The organism is Nocardiopsis xinjiangensis YIM 90004 (genome assembly GCF_000341145.1).
In the GTDB taxonomy this organism is placed as follows: Bacteria; Actinomycetota; Actinomycetes; order Streptosporangiales; family Streptosporangiaceae; genus Nocardiopsis; species Nocardiopsis xinjiangensis.
The window spans coordinates 316,415-333,855 of the sequence record NZ_ANBE01000007.1; the positions used below are offsets into that span (position 1 = coordinate 316,415).

General features: G+C 69.6%; 14 protein-coding genes and 1 tRNA gene. 7 read left to right on the forward strand and 8 right to left on the reverse strand.

What is annotated here, in order from left to right; all coding sequences use genetic code 11:
- Positions 1–390 precede the first annotated feature (390 nt).
- The 3 genes from D473_RS0105690 to D473_RS0105700 form a co-directional block, all read right to left on the reverse strand.
- Positions 391–1,326, reverse strand: coding sequence for a hypothetical protein (locus D473_RS0105690; RefSeq protein ID WP_017608123.1), 936 nt, complete (start codon positions 1,324–1,326; stop codon positions 391–393).
- A gap of 617 nt (positions 1,327–1,943) precedes the next feature.
- Positions 1,944–3,182 (reverse strand): kynureninase, encoded by a 1,239-nt coding sequence (gene kynU / locus D473_RS0105695; protein ID WP_017608124.1) that lies wholly within the window; start codon positions 3,180–3,182, stop codon positions 1,944–1,946.
- An 82-nt stretch (positions 3,183–3,264) separates the two neighbouring features.
- Positions 3,265–4,152 carry a tryptophan 2,3-dioxygenase gene (locus D473_RS0105700; RefSeq protein ID WP_017608125.1) on the reverse strand — a complete coding sequence of 296 codons (888 nt, stop codon included), beginning with the start codon at positions 4,150–4,152 and terminating at the stop codon, positions 3,265–3,267.
- 147 nt (positions 4,153–4,299) lie between these two features.
- Between D473_RS0105700 and D473_RS0105705 the strand changes: the two genes are divergently transcribed.
- The 3 genes from D473_RS0105705 to D473_RS0105715 all read left to right on the forward strand — a co-directional run bounded on the left by D473_RS0105705 (position 4,300) and on the right by D473_RS0105715 (position 6,571).
- On the forward strand, positions 4,300–4,767 hold the full coding sequence (locus D473_RS0105705; protein WP_017608126.1) for an Lrp/AsnC family transcriptional regulator: 468 nt from the start codon (positions 4,300–4,302) through the stop codon (positions 4,765–4,767).
- Entirely contained in the window at positions 4,764–5,054 is a 291-nt protein-coding gene (locus tag D473_RS0105710) for a DUF4031 domain-containing protein (RefSeq protein WP_017608127.1), read from the forward strand. Before D473_RS0105705 ends, D473_RS0105710 begins: the two co-directional genes overlap by 4 nt.
- Positions 5,055–5,323: 269 nt before the next feature.
- Positions 5,324–6,571 (forward strand): MFS transporter, encoded by a 1,248-nt coding sequence (locus D473_RS0105715; protein WP_026126635.1) that lies wholly within the window; start codon positions 5,324–5,326, stop codon positions 6,569–6,571.
- Between the two features lie 22 nt (positions 6,572–6,593).
- Here the strand turns inward: D473_RS0105715 and D473_RS0105720 are convergent, their stop codons facing one another.
- Complete coding sequence (locus D473_RS0105720) at positions 6,594–7,370, reverse strand: DeoR/GlpR family DNA-binding transcription regulator (protein WP_017608129.1); 777 nt, start codon at positions 7,368–7,370, stop codon at positions 6,594–6,596.
- Positions 7,371–7,592: 222 nt separating this feature from the next.
- Between D473_RS0105720 and D473_RS0105725 the strand changes: the two genes are divergently transcribed.
- Positions 7,593–8,309, forward strand: coding sequence for a glycerophosphodiester phosphodiesterase (locus D473_RS0105725; RefSeq protein ID WP_017608130.1), 717 nt, complete (start codon positions 7,593–7,595; stop codon positions 8,307–8,309).
- Between the two features lie 158 nt (positions 8,310–8,467).
- Positions 8,468–9,085: a TetR/AcrR family transcriptional regulator gene (locus D473_RS0105730; protein WP_017608131.1), complete on the forward strand. Its 618-nt coding sequence runs from the start codon at positions 8,468–8,470 to the stop codon at positions 9,083–9,085.
- Between the two features lie 8 nt (positions 9,086–9,093).
- Here the strand turns inward: D473_RS0105730 and D473_RS0105735 are convergent, their stop codons facing one another.
- Positions 9,094–10,914, reverse strand: a complete 1,821-nt coding sequence (locus D473_RS0105735; protein WP_017608132.1) for a GDSL-type esterase/lipase family protein — start codon at positions 10,912–10,914, stop codon at positions 9,094–9,096.
- Positions 10,915–11,834: 920 nt separating this feature from the next.
- Positions 11,835–11,908, reverse strand: a tRNA-Ile gene (locus tag D473_RS0105740).
- A 253-nt stretch (positions 11,909–12,161) separates the two neighbouring features.
- On the opposite strand from D473_RS0105740, the gene D473_RS0105745 reads away from it, so the two are divergent.
- Both D473_RS0105745 and D473_RS0105750 read left to right on the forward strand, forming a co-directional pair.
- On the forward strand, positions 12,162–13,154 hold the full coding sequence (locus tag D473_RS0105745) for a malate dehydrogenase (protein WP_017608133.1): 993 nt from the start codon (positions 12,162–12,164) through the stop codon (positions 13,152–13,154).
- Between the two features lie 113 nt (positions 13,155–13,267).
- The gene (locus tag D473_RS0105750; protein WP_017608134.1) at positions 13,268–15,793 is read left to right on the forward strand and encodes a DEAD/DEAH box helicase; all 2,526 of its coding nucleotides are present in this window, start codon (positions 13,268–13,270) and stop codon (positions 15,791–15,793) included.
- A 72-nt stretch (positions 15,794–15,865) separates the two neighbouring features.
- Here D473_RS0105750 and D473_RS0105755 read toward each other — a convergent pair whose 3' ends face one another.
- Positions 15,866–16,363, reverse strand: a complete 498-nt coding sequence (locus D473_RS0105755) for a deaminase (RefSeq protein WP_017608135.1) — start codon at positions 16,361–16,363, stop codon at positions 15,866–15,868.
- Entirely contained in the window at positions 16,360–16,980 is a 621-nt protein-coding gene (locus D473_RS0105760) for a RibD family protein (protein ID WP_026126637.1), read from the reverse strand. Before D473_RS0105760 ends, D473_RS0105755 begins: the two co-directional genes overlap by 4 nt.
- Positions 16,981–17,441 lie beyond the last annotated feature (461 nt).

The window sequence follows — 17,441 nt, forward strand, 5'->3', positions numbered from 1 at the left end:
CGCGGCCGGGGCCCCGGTACCGGACTCCGCCCATCAGGCCGGCGTCGGGGACGCGTACTCGGCGTGCCTGAGGGGCGGACAGGGTGCCCGGGTCAACGGCGATCCGCGCTCCTCCCCTGTCCGGCCCCGTACCGGCCCGCCCGGGGCCGGTACGGGGCCGTGTTCTCCCCGTTCCGCCGGAACCCGGTATGACGGAAGGGCCGTGGGCACCATCGACCACGACCCTTCCGGCGTGTGCCGGCCGGCCCCGCGTGGGAACCGTCCCGGCCGCCCGCGCGGGAGGAACACCTGGCTTCTCGGACTCCCGCGAGAGCATGTTCGGTGGACACTCGGGAAGGTCCGCCGCGCATGCATACCGGGGAAGAAACGGGCCCGGGAAACGGTGGCGGGTCAGTTGTCCCTTCCGCCGCGGAAACGGTCCAGCAGGGAGCCGAAACCGTGCTTGCCCTCGCTGCCGGCCATGAGGCCCCTGCCTTCGGTGTCGGCGTCGCCGGCATGGGCGCCGGCGGGGCGGCGGAACCAGGCGAAGCCCAGCGCGAGCAGGATCGCGGGGATGATCGCCAGGACCAGGATGCCGCCGCCCGCAAGGTCGCCGTCGGCACCGGTGAGCTGGAAACCGGAGACGTCGTTGGCCGCGGTCTCGGCCGTGACCCCGCTCTCCTCCTCTTCCTCGGGCCCATCCTCCTCGGCGGCAGCAGACTCATCGGAGCTCTCGGAGCCGGCGGACTTCTCCTCGGCACCTTCCTCCTCGGAGGCCTCGGTTTCCTCTTCCCCGCCGTCCTCACCCTGGGTGCCCCCACCCTCGGCGTTCTCGCTCCGGGCGTTCTCGCCGGCCGTCTCCTCCTCCGAGCTCTCCTCCTCGAGCTTGTCCTCGGGGATCTCGGAGACGGCGCCCTCACACTTGTTCCCAGGCTGTTGGAAAGGGTGCGGCGCGCCTTCCTCGCCGGCACCGTCACCCCACTCGGTGATGTAGTACTCCACGTCGTAGAGGTGACCGTTGCCGCCGGTGACGACGTAGTTCTCCGCGTCCCAGGTCTGGCCGGTCAGTTCGGCGAAGGTCTTGCCGTCGAGGTCCATCAGGACGTCGCAGCCGTTGGAGGGGGCTCCGGGGCCGCGGTCGCCGATGAAGAAATCGGCGGTCTGCCCCTCGTACTCGATGTAACCCTCGGTTCCCAGGGGCCAGCTGGGACTGGAGAAAAGGCCCTTCTGCATCGGCTCGCCGCCCGCGGGGAGTCCGGTGTCGCCTTGCATGCCGGAACCGTCGTCCCAGAAGTAGGTCGCGTCGACTTTGCCGTACTGGATGGGTGTGTCGTTCTCGTTGCTCATGAGATGGAAGCCAGGTTGACGACAGGGCCGAGAAGACCGTGGACACGGCACACCCAGGGCAGGACGCAACACGGGTGTGGAGAGCACCTGGACTGTGGTGCCGTGACATGGGATCCGCGTCGCTGGCTGCGGACGGCGGGCGGGGGTGGGACATGATCGCGCCGGATGTTTCCGGCGGTCCTCCGGCTCAGGCGCATGGGATGCGCGTGGCCGACCCCCGTGGGGTCTGAACTCCCTCGGAACGCTCGGGACGTTCAAGGGCTCGGCATCGGTTCGCCAAAGGATCAATAACGGACCGATCACGAGGGACCCTAACCCACCTTTTCGTCAAGCGCGTACAGGCATAGAAGTAAAATAACTCGGCGTGTCTGCCCGCACACGGGGAGGAATGTCCGCATCCATCCCCGCAAGCAGCGGAACCCCCTGGCCGCAGAGGGTTCCGCTCATCATCGACACTCACCCCGAGGGGGTTTCGTGGCACTCGTCATAAGGCGCGATATCGCTCGACCACCCCTGAAATTCCCGCGGAAGGGATGATCAGGTCACAGGACGACATGATTTACGCGACCCCGGATCATGCAAAAGAAAGATAAAGCAGGGTCACCTCCCGCAGGCGGTCAGGTCACCTGCGAACGCGCGCGGAAACGTTCCTGGCGCCACTCGCCCTCACGCACGACCTCCACCAGGGCCTGACCGGCGTCGAAGACCTCGGTGTAGGACAGGTACAGGGGTGTGAACCCGAACCGCATCACGTCGGGCGCGCGGAAGTCCCCGATGACCCCGCGGGCGATGAGGGCCTGCACGATCGCGTACCCGGCGCCCTCCTCCGGTTCCACGAGTGAGACCTGGCTGCCGCGCCGGGCATGTTCGGCGGGTGTCAGCGACCCCACCCCCACCTCGGCGGCCCGGGACAGGAACAGGTCGCTCAGGGCCAGGCTCTTGGTGCGTACCTGGCCCAGGTCGGCCTCGGCCCACACCTCCAGGCTCGCCTCCAGAGCCGCATCGGCCACCAGCGGCTGCGAGCCGCTGAGGAAACGTGAGACCCCGGGCGCGGGCTCGTAGGCGGGGGCGAAATCGAAGGGGCGCGCATGCCCGTGCCAGCCGCTCAGAGGTTGGTCGGCGCGGGCATGGTGGCGCCGGGCGGCGTACAGGAACGCGGGGGCGCCAGGGCCGGCGTTGAGGTACTTGTAGGTGCACCCGACCGCGAAGTCGGCGCCGCTGCCCGACAGGTCCACGGGGACGGCGCCGACGCTGTGGCACAAGTCCCAGACCACGAGTGCCCCGTGGTCGTGGGCCAGGCGGGTCAGGGCTTGCATGTCACGCAGGACACCGGTGCGGTAGTCGACGTGGCTGAGCAGCAGGACGGCGACGTCGCCCCGGGCCAGTTCGGCGGCCAACCCGGGACCGTCGGGATCCACACGGCGCTGGGTCGCGCCGGTCAGACCCGCGGCACCCTCGGTGACGTAGAGGTCGGTGGGAAAGTTGCCGGCCTCGCCCAGCACCACGTCCCGCTCGGACATGCGCAAGGCCGCCACCACGGTCTTGAACAGATTGGCGGAGGTGCCGTCCCCGACCACGACCTCGTCGGTACCCGCACCGACCAGGGGCGCGATGGCGGCGCCCAGGGTCCGGGGTTTGTCCCACCATCCGGCCGTGTTCCAACTGCGGACCAGCCCCTGGCCCCACTCACGTTCGACCAGGTCGGCCACGCGTGCGGGGGTCGAGCGCGGCAAGGCGCCCAGGGAGTTGCCGTCGAGGTAGATCACGTCCTCGGGCAGGACGAACTCCTCCCGCATCCGGGCCAGCGGGTCGGTGGCGTCGAGTGCGGCGCACTCCTCGCGAGTGGTGGGCGTCATCGGTCCTGCTTCCTGGGGTCGGGGCGGGGCGGTATGCGTGCTCCCCCGGGGCCACTGCGCGGTTCCGGGCGTGGGCGGGGCCTCACAGAGTGTCGCGCAGACGCCACAGTTCGGGGAAGACGTCCTTCTCGGCGTTGCGGGCCAACCAGGTGAGGCCGTTGGAGCCGCCGCTGCCGGGTTTGCCGCCCATCGTGCGCTTGACGGCCATGAGGTGGCGGTGGCGCCACCGTGTGACCCGTTCGGCCACGTCCATCAGCGCCTCGGCCAGGAGCAGCAGTTCGTTGTCGTCGCGCTCGTCGGCGTAGACCCGGGCCCAGGCCTCGACGACGCCGGGGTCCTCCTCGTAGGGCTGCGTCCAGTCGCGTTCGACCGCGCCGCCGGGCACCGGCAGACCGCGGCGGGCCAGCAGGCGCAGGGCCGCGTCGTAGAGACCGGGGTGTTCCAGCACGGAGTCCAACCGTTCGGCCACTCGTGGCATGCCCTTGTGCGGGCGCACCATGGGACCGGACTTGTTGCCCAGCAGGAACTCCAGGTGGCGGTAGGTGTAGGACTGAAACCCCGAGGCCTCGCCGAAGGCGTCGCGGAACCGGTTGAACTGTCTCGGGGTCATGTCGGCGAGCAGGTCCCAGGAGCCGGTGAGCACGTCCTGGGCGTTGCGGGAGCGGCGCAACCAGGCCAGCGCGCCGGGCACGTCATCGGCCTCCAGGGCGTCGCGGGCGGCCTCCCAGTGTTCGGCCACGAGAGTGAAGAGCAGCTCCATGACCTGTGTGGTGAGGATGAACGCGGACTCGGCCGGTTCGTCGGTACGCGGGCGTTTGAGGTCGAGCAGAGTGTCCACACCCACGTAGTCCACGTAAGGGGTGGCGCGCTCGAAATCCAGGGAGGGCGCGCCCTCCTCCTCTCCCTGCTCCCGGGCCTCGGTCTCCTCCCCCTGCGGGAAGTACGGACACTGCTGTGCGGTGGTGGACATGGCGGACCCCTCGGCGGCGAACGTGCGCGGACAGGTCACATGATCGAACAACCGACACCACTCACGGAATGGCCGCGAGCGCCCCGATCCGGCTCTTGGCCTAGGATTCACAAGGCGAAGAGCTCATCGACCTTGGGAACACAAAGCATGGCCCCACCACTGCACACGCCGCTGGACGGTGTCGACCGGCGCATCCTCGCCGAGCTCCAACACGACGGGCGGCTCTCCTTCAACGAGCTGTCCCGGCGGGTGAACCTGTCGGCACCGGCCGTTGCCGAACGGGTACGGCGCCTGACCGATCGCGGGGTCATCACCGGTTACCACGCACACGTCGATCCGGCCGCGGCCGGGCTCCCGGTGACCGCGCTGGTCCGGATGGAGTGTTTCGGTGCACACTGCCTGCTGCGCGAACGCTCCTCCCTGGAACTACCGGAGATCCTGCAGGTGCACCGGGTCACCGGCGACGACTGCTGCGTCCTGCTCATCGCGGTGCGGTCCATGGAAGCCTTCGAGGAGATCATCGACCGCCTGGCCGAGCACGGACGCCCCTCCAGCACGATGATCCTGTCCAGCCCGGTGCCCTGGCGCCCTGTACACGTCCCGGAGCACTCATGAGCATCATCGTGGACACCCCCCTGTGGCCCGGCCCGCGCGGTTGGCTGTTCGCCCACCTGGCCGGTGACACCTCCTACGAAGAGCTGCACGTCTTCGCCCGGCGGCTGGGCCTGGACCCGCGTGCCTTCGACCGCGACCACTACGACCTGCCCGAACACCTGCACGCACGGGCTCTGCGGATGGGGGCCGAACACGTCTGCTCGCGGGAGCTGGTGACACGCCTGCGCGCGGCGGGGCTGCGCCGCCCCAAGGCCGCACTCGGCGCTTCGGGCGGGCGCCCCCGCTGAGGCGCTCCCTCTCGGCGATCTGCTCGCGCGAGTGCCCATGAGGGAAGGGATCCGGTCGGCGACCACGGCGCTCTCCCTCCTCGTTCCCGGTGAGACCGTCAGCACCGTGGGAGCCGGCCAGGCCACGAGTGTTCCCCACGCGACCGCGGTCTCGGAGTGGCCCTACCATGGGACGGTTCTCCTCCCGATTCGCCCGCGCCCCCCACTGCGGTGCGCCATCGTCCGGGAGAACCACGGAGACCACCGCCGAGGACGAGGACGAGGAGCGTATGTCACCCCTGGAAACCCTGCGACGCATGCATCGGATCGCAGGGTGGCCACTGCTGACGGCCGCGTTCCTGGCGCGTCTGCCCGTGTCGATGTCGCTGATCGGGATGCTGACCCTGGTCACGGTCCAGAGTGGGAGTGTCGCTACGGCCGGCCTGCTCAGCGGGGTGTTCGCGATGGGCCAGGTGGTCGGCGGCCCAATCATCGCCCGCTTCGCCGACCGGTACGGACAGCGTCACCCGGTACTGGTGATGTCACTGGTGGACGCCGTGCTCATGGCGGCGCTGGTGTCCGCGGTGAACGCCGGCGCGCCCCTTCCGGCCCTCGTGGTCCTGGCGGTCCTGGCCGGCATGTGCCTGCCGCAGGTGGGACCGATGGCACGTACCCGGTGGGTCGGGCTGATCGACCGCGGACCGGACCGGGGCCTGGAGCGCGAACGTTCGGTCGGCGCGGCCATGTCGGTGGAGGGAGTGCTCGACGAGACCGCGTTCGTACTCGGCCCGGCGCTGGTGGGTGTGCTCACGGTGACCCTGTCGCCCTCGGCGAGTGTGCTGGGAGCCGCAGTGCTCATCTGTGTGTTCGGCGCGGTCTTCGCGCTGCACCCCACGGCACCTCCCGGCAGTGCGCCGTCGGCGGGCCGGGGCGGCCGGGTGGTCACACCCGCGCTGTTGGTGCCGGCGGTCCCGATGTTCGCCCAGGGGCTGTTCTTCGGCGGGATGTCCACGGGTGTGACCGCCTTCGCCTCCGCCTCCGGGTACGGCGACCTGTCGGGGCTGATGTATGCGGTGATGGGCACCAGCAGCGCCATGGGCGGGCTGCTCATGGCCTCGGTCCCGGTGACGTTCGCGCTGACCGCGCGGGTGCGCTGGGCCTCCGGGGGCCTGTTCCTGCTGACGCTGCCCCTGTACCTGCCGCACACCGCCGTGACTCTGGCGGTGGCGATGTTCGTGCTGGGATGGGCGATCGGCCCACACATCGTGAGCCTGTTCGGGCTGGTGGAGCGCTCGTCCCCGCCGGCGCGGATGTCACAGGCGATGTCGGTGGTGCTCAGCTGCCTGATCCTGGGACAGGCGCTGGGGTCGATGACGGCCGGGTCGCTCGCCGACCTCCTCGGACACCAGGGCGCCTTCGCCCTGGCGACCATGGGCGGTCTGGTCTCGCTCGCAACGACCACACTGGTCCTGCGCGCCCGCTGGTACCGGCGCGGCGAGCCCGCACCGGAGACCGCCACGGGCACCGGCCCCGCCTGAGGGGCGGGGCCGCCGGGCCGGGTCAGGCCGTGTCGGACCCCACGAGCTCGAAACGCACGTCGCGTTCGGAGAGCTCCTCCACCGCCGAGGCGGGCAGCCGGTCGTCGCTGATGATGAGGTCGAACTCCTCCAGGCTCGCGACCCGGAACGTGCCGAACTTGCCGTACTTGGTGCTGTCGACGACCAGGACACTCTTGGAAGCGATCCGCAGCAGCTCCTGCTTTGCGATCACCTTGGCCTCGGAGGGCGTCGTCGACCCGCGATCGGCGTCCCAGGAGCTGCTCGCTATGAAGGCCAGGTCGACGTTGACCTGGCGCAGGAACTCGGCGGTGAAACGTCCCACCGAGGAGTGGTCGGAGTGCGAGACCAGGCCACCGGTGTGGATGAGCTCGATGCCCGGATACTCCATGAGGTGGCCGACCACGTTGAAATCACTGGTGATGACGGTCAGGCCCACCTTGTCGGTCAGCAGCGGCACCATCTGCAGTGTGGTGGTGCCCGCGTCCAGGTAGATGGTGAAGTTCTCCCGGACCAGGTCGGCGGCGGCCCGTGCGATGCTGCGCTTGGCCGGGACCTCCAACTGGGCCTTGGCCATGTAGGAGGGCTCGCTCTTGAGCCGGGCCGCCAGGCGCACGCCGCCGGTCACCGACAGGACCTTGCCGTCGTTCTCCAGGGACTGGATATCGCGCCGCACCGTCATGTGGGACACGGACAGCATCGAGGTGAGCTCGTTGATACTCAGCACGTGCCGCTCCTGGAGGAGCTTGAGGATGTGCTCTCGTCGCTGATCCGGGATCATCGTTCGCCTCACGGTCGGGGGCCGGCCAAGGGCGCCGTGTTCTCACGACACCCGTTAACAGAGTTTCCCAGCTCGGGGCCACCGGACCGAGCACAGAGAACGTGAGTCCTCTCGCACCCTCCGGTCGCGCTCGCCACCCCGCAGAGCCGGTCGGGCCGGGCCGGGACGCCGTTCTTCCTGTTTGCGCCACGTGCGGGCGCACTTTTTGCGACCCTTGTGAGCATGACGCTGTCCATCGCACTACGCGGAGACACCGCAAGACACCCGGGCAACACGCTTCCGACCCTGCGCTCAGCCTGGCGCTCCGGGACCGACCTGGTCAAGGTCGACGTCCATCTGAGCCGTGACGACTATCCGGTGCTGGCGGACGACCGCCTGGTCGCCACCCCCGGCGCCGCCCCGCGGCCCGTGGACGAGATGTCCCTGGCGGAACTGGCCGCAGCACGACAGGACGTGGAGAACCGTGTGCCCACCCTCATGGAGGTCCTGGCCGAGTTCCGTGCGCAGGACGTGCCGAACCTGCTCGTGGAGGCCGCGGAACCCCGGGCCGCGTTGGCCGCCGACACCCTGTTGCGCGAGCGCGGACTCGCCGATCAGCTGGTCTTCACCGGCCCTTACCAGACCCTGGACGCCCTGCGCAGGCGCAGCGGCCGGGCACGTCTGCTCATGCCCTGGGAGCAGTCCGGGCCACCGCCCGACGACGTCGTGCGCGCTTTGCGCCCCGATTTTCTCGGGATCCACCATTCCTTGCTCACTCGGGAACTGATCACCGAAATGCGTGGTTCGGGGTTCGCTGTGGCCGCTTGGGCGGCCAACGAGTTCACGGAGATGGCACGGCTGGTGGAAATGGGCGTGGACGCCGTGGCCACCGAGCGGGTGGGAGATTTGGTCCCCATCACCCGCGGCAACAGGGAAGAGCCCCAGGTGGAACCGGCCTGACCGGGTTTCCCGCACGCCCGATTTCTTCGATGAGTTCTACTGTTCCGCCCGAATTCGCAACCGCTCGGGGCTATCCTCGAAACCGTTTCCCACCGAGCGATCCCAGCACCCTCGCGTCACCCCGCCCCGCGGCGCACCGAGCGACAAGACAGTCACCCATGACAGCCGATCTCTCCCCAGATGTCCTCCGGACCACCGGCCCCGTCCTGGACTGCGCGACCCGCCTGTTCGCCGAGCACGGACCGCGCTCTCTCGCCATGTCCACGCTGACCCATCGGATCGCCGAGGAGACAGGAACCGACGAGGACGCCCTGAGCCGGGCCTTCCCCACTCGCCTGGACCTGGCCCACGCGGTGGTACTGCGTGCCGTCCGGGAACGGGTCGAGGGACGGCTCGAGGCCGACCGGCCCTCCGCCCCGGCCGCAGAACGGGTGTGCGCGCTCGTGCGGCACCACGTGCGGCTCTCCTGGAAGCACCGGTCCGCCCTCGAACTCGCCCGTGAGCTGCTGCCGTCCCTGCGCGCGGCCCGCCAAGAGCGCTACCGCGAGTTCGCCCTGCTCCACCGCGACTACCGCAACCACGTGCGCACGATCATCGACGACGGGGTGCGCGAGGGCAGCTTCCACGTGGACTCTGTGGAGCTCGCCACCCGGTCGGTACTCAGTACCTGCGATTCCCTGGAATGGTACGAACCGGACGAGGTGCTCGGCCTCGACGACCTCGCCGGGGTCTACGCCGACCTCGTCCTGCACCACCAGCTCGGCCACCCGCGCTGACCGGGCGTTCAGCCGATGAGCTGTGCCAGGTCCACCGATTCGGCCAGCGCTTCCATCCCGGCATCGCCCGGGTGGATGTGGTCTCCGGAGTCGTACTCGGGCAGCAAGCGCCTCGGCTCCTCCGGATCCCGCAGCACCTGGTCGAAGTCCCACACCGAGTCGAAGACCGAATCCGGGTCGCGGGCCTGCTCGCGCATCCACGAGTTGACGTACTGGCGGCCCGCCTCCACCTCGTCGGTGCACCGCAGTTCACCGAGGCACGGGCCCAAGGTCGCCACGAAAACCCGCATCCCGTGCTCGCGCGCCCGGCCGCCGACCGCTTCCAGCCCCTCCACGACCTCTGCTGGGCTCGTGCCCCACCGCAGGTCGTTGATGCCGGCCCACACCACCAGTGTCTCGGCTCCGGCCTGGGAGTAGGCGTCCCTGGGGGCCCGGTGCGCCAGGGCCACACCCGTGGAGTTCCTGGAGACGCCCTCGCCCGGGTACCCGTCGCGCACCACGTGGTTGCCGCCGACCCCCGCGTTGATCACACCGGGGTTGGGGACCCCTTCCCGCGCGTCCAGGCGGCGGCTGAGCACGTCGGGCCAGCGGGCGTGCGCGTCGCGGGTGGTGCGTACGCCGTCCGTGATGGAGTCGCCCAGCGTGACGATCGCCCCGGAGCCTTCCCTCACCTCCACACCGGTCAGGAACGGCCACTGGAACAGGCCCTCGGTGAAGGGGGCTCCCGAGGTGTCCTGGGTCTGGTCTCCCCCGCCCGCGACCGTGGCGTAATTGGTGTCGACGGCCGCGGAGTGCACCGGTGCCGCCGAGACCTCCTCGGGCAGGTACAGGCTCACGGCGATGTCGCTGTGCGGGGGCAGGGTGATCTCGACCGGATCGCTGAAGACCTGCCCGCCCGCGGGGACGGCGGTCTCGCTCTCGCCCCCGAACTCGAGCGGAACCGTGGCGCCCTCCACACCCGCGCCCTCACCGCGCAGGGCGATGGAGGCCGCACCGATACGCACCGACTCGTGGGCGAAGGTGTTCGCCAGACGTACACGGGCGTTGGTGCCGCCGGCCGTGGTGCGCGCGTTCAGGCGCACCGTCTGGTCCTCCCACGGTCCGACCTCGACGTAGCTGGAGGTCGCGCGGCCCCACGTGGCCGTCCAGGGGTGATCGGCGGCGCGCCCGCCCATCGCGAAGACGTGTATGCGGGCGGACGCGTCGTGCACACGCGGCAGGACCACGTGGTCGACCTCGCGGTTGGGGTCGACCGGGATCGAGCGGGCGTACAGGCGTACCGCCCCGATCTCGCTGGGCTCCTCCTGGTCCTCGGAGTTGGCGTAGGGCAGGTTGAGCGCGGCGTCACCGGCCGGGCCCTCGGTCCAGTCGGGGACCTCGACGTCGAAGGTGTCCTCGCTCCCGTCGGTGTAGACGATGCGGCCCCGCCCTTGCGCGCCGGTGGGTGCGCCGTCGGTGCGGGTGGCGGTGGTCAGGAAGGTCATGCTGCTGTAGGCGTCCTCGGTGACAGAGACCCGCTGCCCGTCGGAGAGCAGGTGGTCGGGCCGGCCGGGACCGTAGTCGGGCAGCTGCATCTGCGTGCCCAGGAGGGTGACAGGGATCCCCGGGCGCCATCCGGCCGCGGCCAGGGCCTCGGCGGGCAGACTGTTGCCCTCGCCGTCGATGTCGCCCGTGGGTGAGCCGACACGGGAGACACCGAACTCGTCGAGGTGGTGCTCGAAGGGATGGGACCGGGGCATCGGCGCCTCGGCCTCCTCCGCCAGGGTCTGCGTCCCGCTGTCTCGGGTGACCGCGGCGAGCAGCCCGACCACGAGTACGAGGGCGGTCATCCCCGCCAGAACTCTGCGGGGATGGCCGTGCCACAACTGTCGCCACGCATCGGGCAGTACCGGCCCACGTGTCTCGCCGCCGTTCACCAATCACTTCCCCCGGCTCTCGGATCCTCCAGCCACGTGTCGGACGATGTCGGGTGACCGGAGGTTGCCGAGAGATGGAACACCTTGCCCCTCGGCCGTGGAGTGACGTCCTCCGGGAGAAGGATCCCCCTCTGCATCCCGTCCTCCAACTCACTGGTCTCGACCGTCGCCGTCCCACTACCGCCCGCGCCCGCCCGTCCGTCCGGTCGTGGGAACCCGTCGGGACCGTCGATGAGGTCGCCGGTCGAAGGTGGACCGGTGCAGTGACGACGTGTGGGGGATCGCGCCCGAGCCGAGGAACGCGTCGACCGCCTCGGGGCGACACAAAAGGATTGCTGCGCTCTACCGGGCCCGAGGCCGGCCTCGGGCCGCTCCCGCTCACGGCGTTGATCCCGGGGACCGGCACCGTCGCGGTCGCTGTGGCTGCACGGTGGCGCGCCCGCGCGGTGCGCAGGGACTCGGGATCCTCATCTCACGCGCCGGGACGGTGCCGACGGGTCGTGAGAGCCCCCGTTCCCGAAGAGGGTACGCCATAGCAACCCGAAACCGACAAGCCGCTCATTACAGGGGAAGGAACACCGTCGGCCCCGGGACCGATACCTGGCCCCGGGGCCGCTCCCGGATATCTCCGGCGTGTATTCACCGTGGCCGTCCGGCCAGAAGCGTGGCTCCCAGCACGCCGGGCGGAACAGAAAGCACGGTAATTCGACTGCCCTCGGAGAGGCCGGATTCCGCGCAGGAGCCACCGAAGGCCACGGAAAGGGCACACCCGAAATGCGCGAACAAGACGCCGAAGTTCTCAACTTCGGAGGGTTTCGCCTGTTCAAGGGGGGTAGGCCGGGCGGGACTCGAACCCGCGACCCAAGGATTATGAGTCCTCTGCTCTGACCGACTGAGCTACCGGCCCGCCGTGGAAGGCGAAGTCATCCTAACAGGGTGCCTCCTGCGTTTCCTCGCCGTAAATCCGTTGTGGAGAGAGGGTACTCGGCGCTCGGGGCACTCTTGGCGGGGGACCTCGGTCCCAGTCCGCGCACGACTGCGGTCTAGGGTGGTGAAGTGCGGCGCGCGCCTGGTCGGATCCCAGCGGGACGGCACCCGACGCCGCGTCGAACCCGTTGGTAACATCTCGGGTCGCACAACGTCGTCAGGAGATCCATTTCATGTCCAAAGCACCCGTCAACGTCACCGTCACCGGCGCCGCCGGCCAAATCGGCTACGCTCTGCTCTTCCGGATCGCTTCCGGGCAGCTTCTCGGAGCCGACACCCCGGTGAAGCTGCGCCTGCTGGAGATCCCTCAGGCCGTCAAGGCCGCCGAGGGCACCGCGATGGAGCTGGACGACTGCGCTTTCCCCCTGCTGCAGGGCATCGACATCTTCGACGAGGCCACCACGGCCTTCCAGGGCGCCAACGTGGCCCTGCTCGTGGGCGCGCGCCCCCGCGGCAAGGGCATGGAGCGCGGTGACCTGCTCGAGGCCAACGGCGGCATCTTCAAGCCCCAGGGCGAGGCCATCAACGCCGGCGCCGCGGACGACATCCGCGTGCTGGCCGTGGGCAACCCCGCCAACACCAACGCCCTCATCGCGCAGAACCACGCACCCGACGTCCCGGCCGAGCGTTTCAACGCCATGACCCGCCTGGACCACAACCGTGCGTTGACCCAGCTCGCCAAGAAGCTGAACGTGTCGATCAACGACATCGAGAAGCTCACGATCTGGGGCAACCACTCCGCCACCCAGTACCCCGACATCTTCCACGCCGAGGTCGGTGGCAAGAACGCCGCCAAGGCCGTCAACGACCAGACCTGGATCGAGGACGACTTCATCCCGACCGTCGCCAAGCGCGGCGCCGCGATCATCGAGGCCCGGGGCGCCTCCTCGGCCGCTTCCGCCGCCAACGCCGCCATCGACCACGTCCACGACTGGGTCAACGGTACCCCCGAGGGCGACTGGACCTCCGCGGCCATCCCGTCCGACGGCTCCTACGGCGTGCCCGAGGGCCTCATCTCCTCCTTCCCGGCCGTGTCCGAGAACGGTGCGTGGAAGATCGTGCAGGGCCTGGAGATCGACGAGTTCTCCCGCGGCCGTATCGACGCCTCCGTCCAGGAGCTCTCCGAGGAGCGCGACACCGTCCGCGAACTCGGCCTGGTCAAGTAACCGACCGACGGGCGGAACGCGCACGAGCGCACCACAGTGGGCACGCCCTCAGCAGGGGACGTGCCCACTGCCGTACCCGCTCCCGTCACCAAGTGGGTGCCGGAGCAGGCAGTATGGAATGCGTGAGTCTCATTGATGCGCTTCCGGCCGAACCAGAACCCGATTCCCTCTACGAGGCGTTCGCCCTGTGGGCCGAGGAGCAGGGCCTCACCCTCTATCCCCACCAGGAGGAGGCCCTCATCGAGGTCGTCTCCGGGGCCAACGTCATCCTCAACACCCCGACCGGCTCGGGCAAGAGCATGGTCGCCACCGGTGCCCTGTTCGCCGCGCTGGCCCGGGACGAGTGCGCGTTCTACACCGCCCCGATCAAGGCCCTGGTCTCGGAGAAGTTCTTCGACCTGTGCAAGATCTTCGGCACCGAGAACGTCGGCATGATGACCGGCGACGCCAGCGTCAACGCCGATGCGCCCATTGTGTGCTGCACGGCGGAGGTCCTGGCCCAGATCGCCCTGGCCGAGGGCAAGGACGCCGACATCAACACCGTCGTCATGGACGAGTTCCACTTCTACGCCGAGCCCGACCGCGGCTGGGCGTGGCAGGTACCGCTGCTGGAGATGCCGCAGGCGCAGTTCCTCCTGATGTCGGCCACGCTCGGTGACGTGAGCCGGTTCGAGGAGGACCTCACCGCGCGCACTGGCCGTTCGACCGCTGTGGTCTCCTCCGCCGAGCGCCCCGTGCCGCTGTACTACGACTACCGGACCACCCCGCTGCACGAGACGCTCGAGGACCTGTTGGGCAGCGGCGGGGCCCCGGTCTACATCGTGCACTTCACCCAGGCGCAGGCGGTCGAGCGCGCCCAGTCGCTGACCAGCATCAACATGTGCACCAAGGAGGAGAAGGCGAAGATCGCCGAGGAGATCGGTGCCTTCCGCTTCACCACGAAGTTCGGGCGCAACCTGTCGCGGTACGTGCGCCACGGCATCGGTGTGCACCACGCGGGCATGCTGCCCAAGTACCGCCGCCTGGTGGAACGCCTGGCCCAAGCAGGTCTGCTCAAGGTCATCTGCGGCACCGACACCCTCGGTGTGGGAGTGAACGTGCCCATCCGCACGGTGCTGTTCACGGCGCTGAGCAAGTACGACGGTGTGCGGGTGCGGCGTCTGCGGGCGCGTGAGTTCCACCAGATCGCGGGGCGCGCGGGCCGGGCCGGCTACGACACCGTCGGCAACGTGGTCGTCCAGGCGCCCGAGCACGTCATCGAGAACGAGAAGGCGCTGGCCAAGGCGGGCGACGACACGAAGAAGCGCCGCAAGGTCGTGCGCAAGAAGGCACCGGACGGGTTCGTGGCCTGGGACGAGGCGACCTTCGGCAAACTCGTGGAGGCCGAGCCCGAGCCGTTGAACTCCCGGTTCAAGGTCAGCAACGCGATGTTGCTCAGCGTCATCGCCCGCCCCGGCAACTGCTTCACCGCGATGAAGCACCTGCTCACCCAGAACCACGACGACCGCAGGACGCAGCGCCGCCACATCAGCGAGGCGATCGCGATCTACCGGTCCCTGCTGGACGGCGGCATCGTGGAGACGCTGGAGGAACCGGACGAGTTGGGCCGCACCGCCCGCCTCACCGTGGACCTGCAGGCCGACTTCGCGCTCAACCAACCGTTGTCGACCTTCGCCCTGGCGGCGCTGGAACTGCTGGACGCGGAGTCCCCGACCTACCCCCTGGACGTGCTCAGCGTCGTGGAGTCCACGCTCGACGACCCGCGCAAGATCCTGGGCGCCCAGCTCAACAAGGCCCGGGGCGAGGCGGTCGCGCAGATGAAGGCCGACGGCATCGAGTACGAGGAACGCATGGAGCGGCTGGAGGAGGTCGAGTACCCCAAGCCGCTCGTGGAGCTCCTGGACCACGCCTACGAGGTCTACCGCCAGGGCCACCCGTGGGTGGGCGACCACCCGCTCCAGCCCAAGTCGGTGGTGCGGGACATGCTCGAGCGCGCGATGACCTTCACCGAGTTCGTGGGCCACTACGACCTGGCACGTTCGGAGGGCCTGGTCCTGCGGTACCTGGCCGGCGCGTACAAGGCGCTGAACCAGACGGTGCCCGACGACGCCAAGACCGAGGAGCTGCGCGACCTCATCGAGTGGCTGGGCGAGCTGGTGCGCCAGGTCGACTCGAGCCTGCTCGACGAATGGGAGCAGCTCACCAACCCCGAGCCCGAGGCCGCCGACGAGGCGGGCAGGACCGAGGAGCTGGAGGAACGGGTGCGCCCGGTGACCGCCAACACCCGGGCTTTCCGCATCATGGTGCGCAACGAGATGTTCCGCCGGGTGGAGCTGGCTGCACGCGGGGCCCACACCGAGCTGAGCAGACTCGAGCCCGAGGGCGACTGGGACGCCGAGGACTGGGAGGAGGCGCTGGACGCCTACTTCGAGGACCACGACGTCATCGGCATCGGCCCGGACGCGCGCGGCCCGAACCTGCTCCGGATCGAGGAGGGCCAGGGCGTGTGGAAGGTCCGCCAGACCCTCGCCGATCCCGAGGGCGACCACGACTGGGGCATCGACGCCGAGGTGGACCTGCCCGCCTCCGATGCCGAAGGGCGTGCGGTCGTACGGGTACTGGACCTCAACCGGCTCTGAGAGCGCGACGGGGTCCGGCCCGGACGTGGGTCCGGCCGCACCCCGCGCGCGTGTGCGCTTCGCCCTCCGCGCTCAGAGCGTGCCCAGCAGGTGGGCGTTGGCAGCGCGCACGCCCCCGGCCAGGTCGGGGCGCTCGATGACGGTACGGCCGGCCGCGCGCAGGCGTTCGGCGCCGTCGCAGTCGACGAACAGCTCCGGCTCGCGCCAGGCGAAGACCACCCGGGGAACGGGTGTGGTCAGGATCAGGGTGCTGCACGCACGCGGGCGCGAGGATCGGAAGCTGCACGGCTCCAGCGAGGTGTAGATCGTGGCCTCCACCAGGCGCGGATCGTCCGCCTCGATCTCGCGCAGGGCCACCTCCTCGGCGTGGTCGTGCGGGTCGTCCCGGCGCGAGTACCCCTGCCCGAGCACGGTGCCGTCGGCGGCGACCACGACCGCGCCGACGGAGAAGGCGGTCTCCGAGGGCGGGCAGTGCCCGGAGAGTTCGACGGTGCGCCGCAGCCAGTACGCGTCGGCCTCGCCCTCGCCGGGAACGGGCCCGGAGCGGCAGCTCATGTCCGTGCCTTTCATGTCCGTGCCTTCAGGCAGTAGCGCAGCACGGCCACGTCACCCAGGGAGCGAGCCTCGACCAGGCTCATGGGCGCGGTGGGGTTGTGAGGGTAGGCACCCGGCATGACGAAGTTCGGGGCGCTCTCCTCCCCGATGAAGAAGGGGGCCACGGCCAGGCGCAGCTCGTCGGCCAGACCGGAGGTCAGGAACATCGTGTGCACGTGGCCGCCGCCCTCCACGACGAGCCGTTGGACCCCGCGGGCGGCCAGGTCGGCCAGGATCGCCTCGACGGTCGGCGGGGCCCCGGCGGCGANNNNCACGGCCCCGGCGTCACCGGTGGAGAACAGGCGCGCACCGGGATCGATGTCCCCGGTGCGGGTGACCACGGCCTTGAGGAGGTGTTCGGTGCGTCCTTGGCCGCGGCGGCGTTCACGCAGCAGCTGCGAGCGCACGAGCAGGCGCGGGTCGTCCGCCCGCACGGTCCGGGCACCGACGAGGATGGCGTCGCAGCCGGCACGGAGTTCGTCGACCTCGGCGAAGTCGGCCTCGTTGGACAGGCGCAACCGCTCGGGTGTGGTGTCGTCGATGCGGCCGTCGACCGAAGCCGCGCAGCTCAGGATGGTGTAGGGACGCTCCATGCCCACCAGGCTAGCGGGGTCGTGCGCGTCCCGGCGCACACGTGGGAACGTGTTGCGCGGACCCGTTCCCGTGAAGGATTTCGGCACCGGCCGCCTTCCTTTTCCCGACACCCCGGCGCCATTACCAGCGACTCCGTGATGAAAGCCGAGTAATTGCTTTACGTCGAGTATTTTCCTGTTCCTGGCATCGGGCACCGGAAAACGGGATCCGGAACCTGTGTTCGGGTCCTCCCACCGCTCGGGACGCCTCCTCTTGCCGCGCTCAGGACCCCCGCTCCCCCGTGCTCGCAGGGGAACCAGGCGACAATCCACCCATAAGGGACATACAACTTATACACCTTAGCGCGCCCGAGGTGCACCCAACACAGACGAGAAAACACGTGGGGGACAGAGGTCCGCGGGATTTTTGCCACTGATCTTTCCGCTTCTGTTAACAACCCCGCCCACGATGAATATAATCC

What these genes read in the sequence shown, in the direction of transcription:
- D473_RS0105690 (WP_017608123.1), bottom strand. Translation starts at nt 1,326, where the DNA reads ATGAGCAACGAGAACGACACACCCATCCAGTACGGCAAAGTCGACGCG.
- kynU (WP_017608124.1), bottom strand. Translation starts at nt 3,182, where the DNA reads ATGACGCCCACCACTCGCGAGGAGTGCGCCGCACTCGACGCCACCGAC.
- D473_RS0105700 (WP_017608125.1), bottom strand. Translation starts at nt 4,152, where the DNA reads ATGTCCACCACCGCACAGCAGTGTCCGTACTTCCCGCAGGGGGAGGAG.
- D473_RS0105705 (WP_017608126.1), top strand. Translation starts at nt 4,300, where the DNA reads ATGGCCCCACCACTGCACACGCCGCTGGACGGTGTCGACCGGCGCATC.
- D473_RS0105710 (WP_017608127.1), top strand. Translation starts at nt 4,764, where the DNA reads ATGAGCATCATCGTGGACACCCCCCTGTGGCCCGGCCCGCGCGGTTGG.
- D473_RS0105715 (WP_026126635.1), top strand. Translation starts at nt 5,324, where the DNA reads ATGTCACCCCTGGAAACCCTGCGACGCATGCATCGGATCGCAGGGTGG.
- D473_RS0105720 (WP_017608129.1), bottom strand. Translation starts at nt 7,370, where the DNA reads ATGATCCCGGATCAGCGACGAGAGCACATCCTCAAGCTCCTCCAGGAG.
- D473_RS0105725 (WP_017608130.1), top strand. Translation starts at nt 7,593, where the DNA reads ATGACGCTGTCCATCGCACTACGCGGAGACACCGCAAGACACCCGGGC.
- D473_RS0105730 (WP_017608131.1), top strand. Translation starts at nt 8,468, where the DNA reads ATGACAGCCGATCTCTCCCCAGATGTCCTCCGGACCACCGGCCCCGTC.
- D473_RS0105735 (WP_017608132.1), bottom strand. Translation starts at nt 10,914, where the DNA reads ATGACCGCCCTCGTACTCGTGGTCGGGCTGCTCGCCGCGGTCACCCGA.
- D473_RS0105745 (WP_017608133.1), top strand. Translation starts at nt 12,162, where the DNA reads ATGTCCAAAGCACCCGTCAACGTCACCGTCACCGGCGCCGCCGGCCAA.
- D473_RS0105750 (WP_017608134.1), top strand. Translation starts at nt 13,268, where the DNA reads ATGGAATGCGTGAGTCTCATTGATGCGCTTCCGGCCGAACCAGAACCC.
- D473_RS0105755 (WP_017608135.1), bottom strand. Translation starts at nt 16,363, where the DNA reads ATGAAAGGCACGGACATGAGCTGCCGCTCCGGGCCCGTTCCCGGCGAG.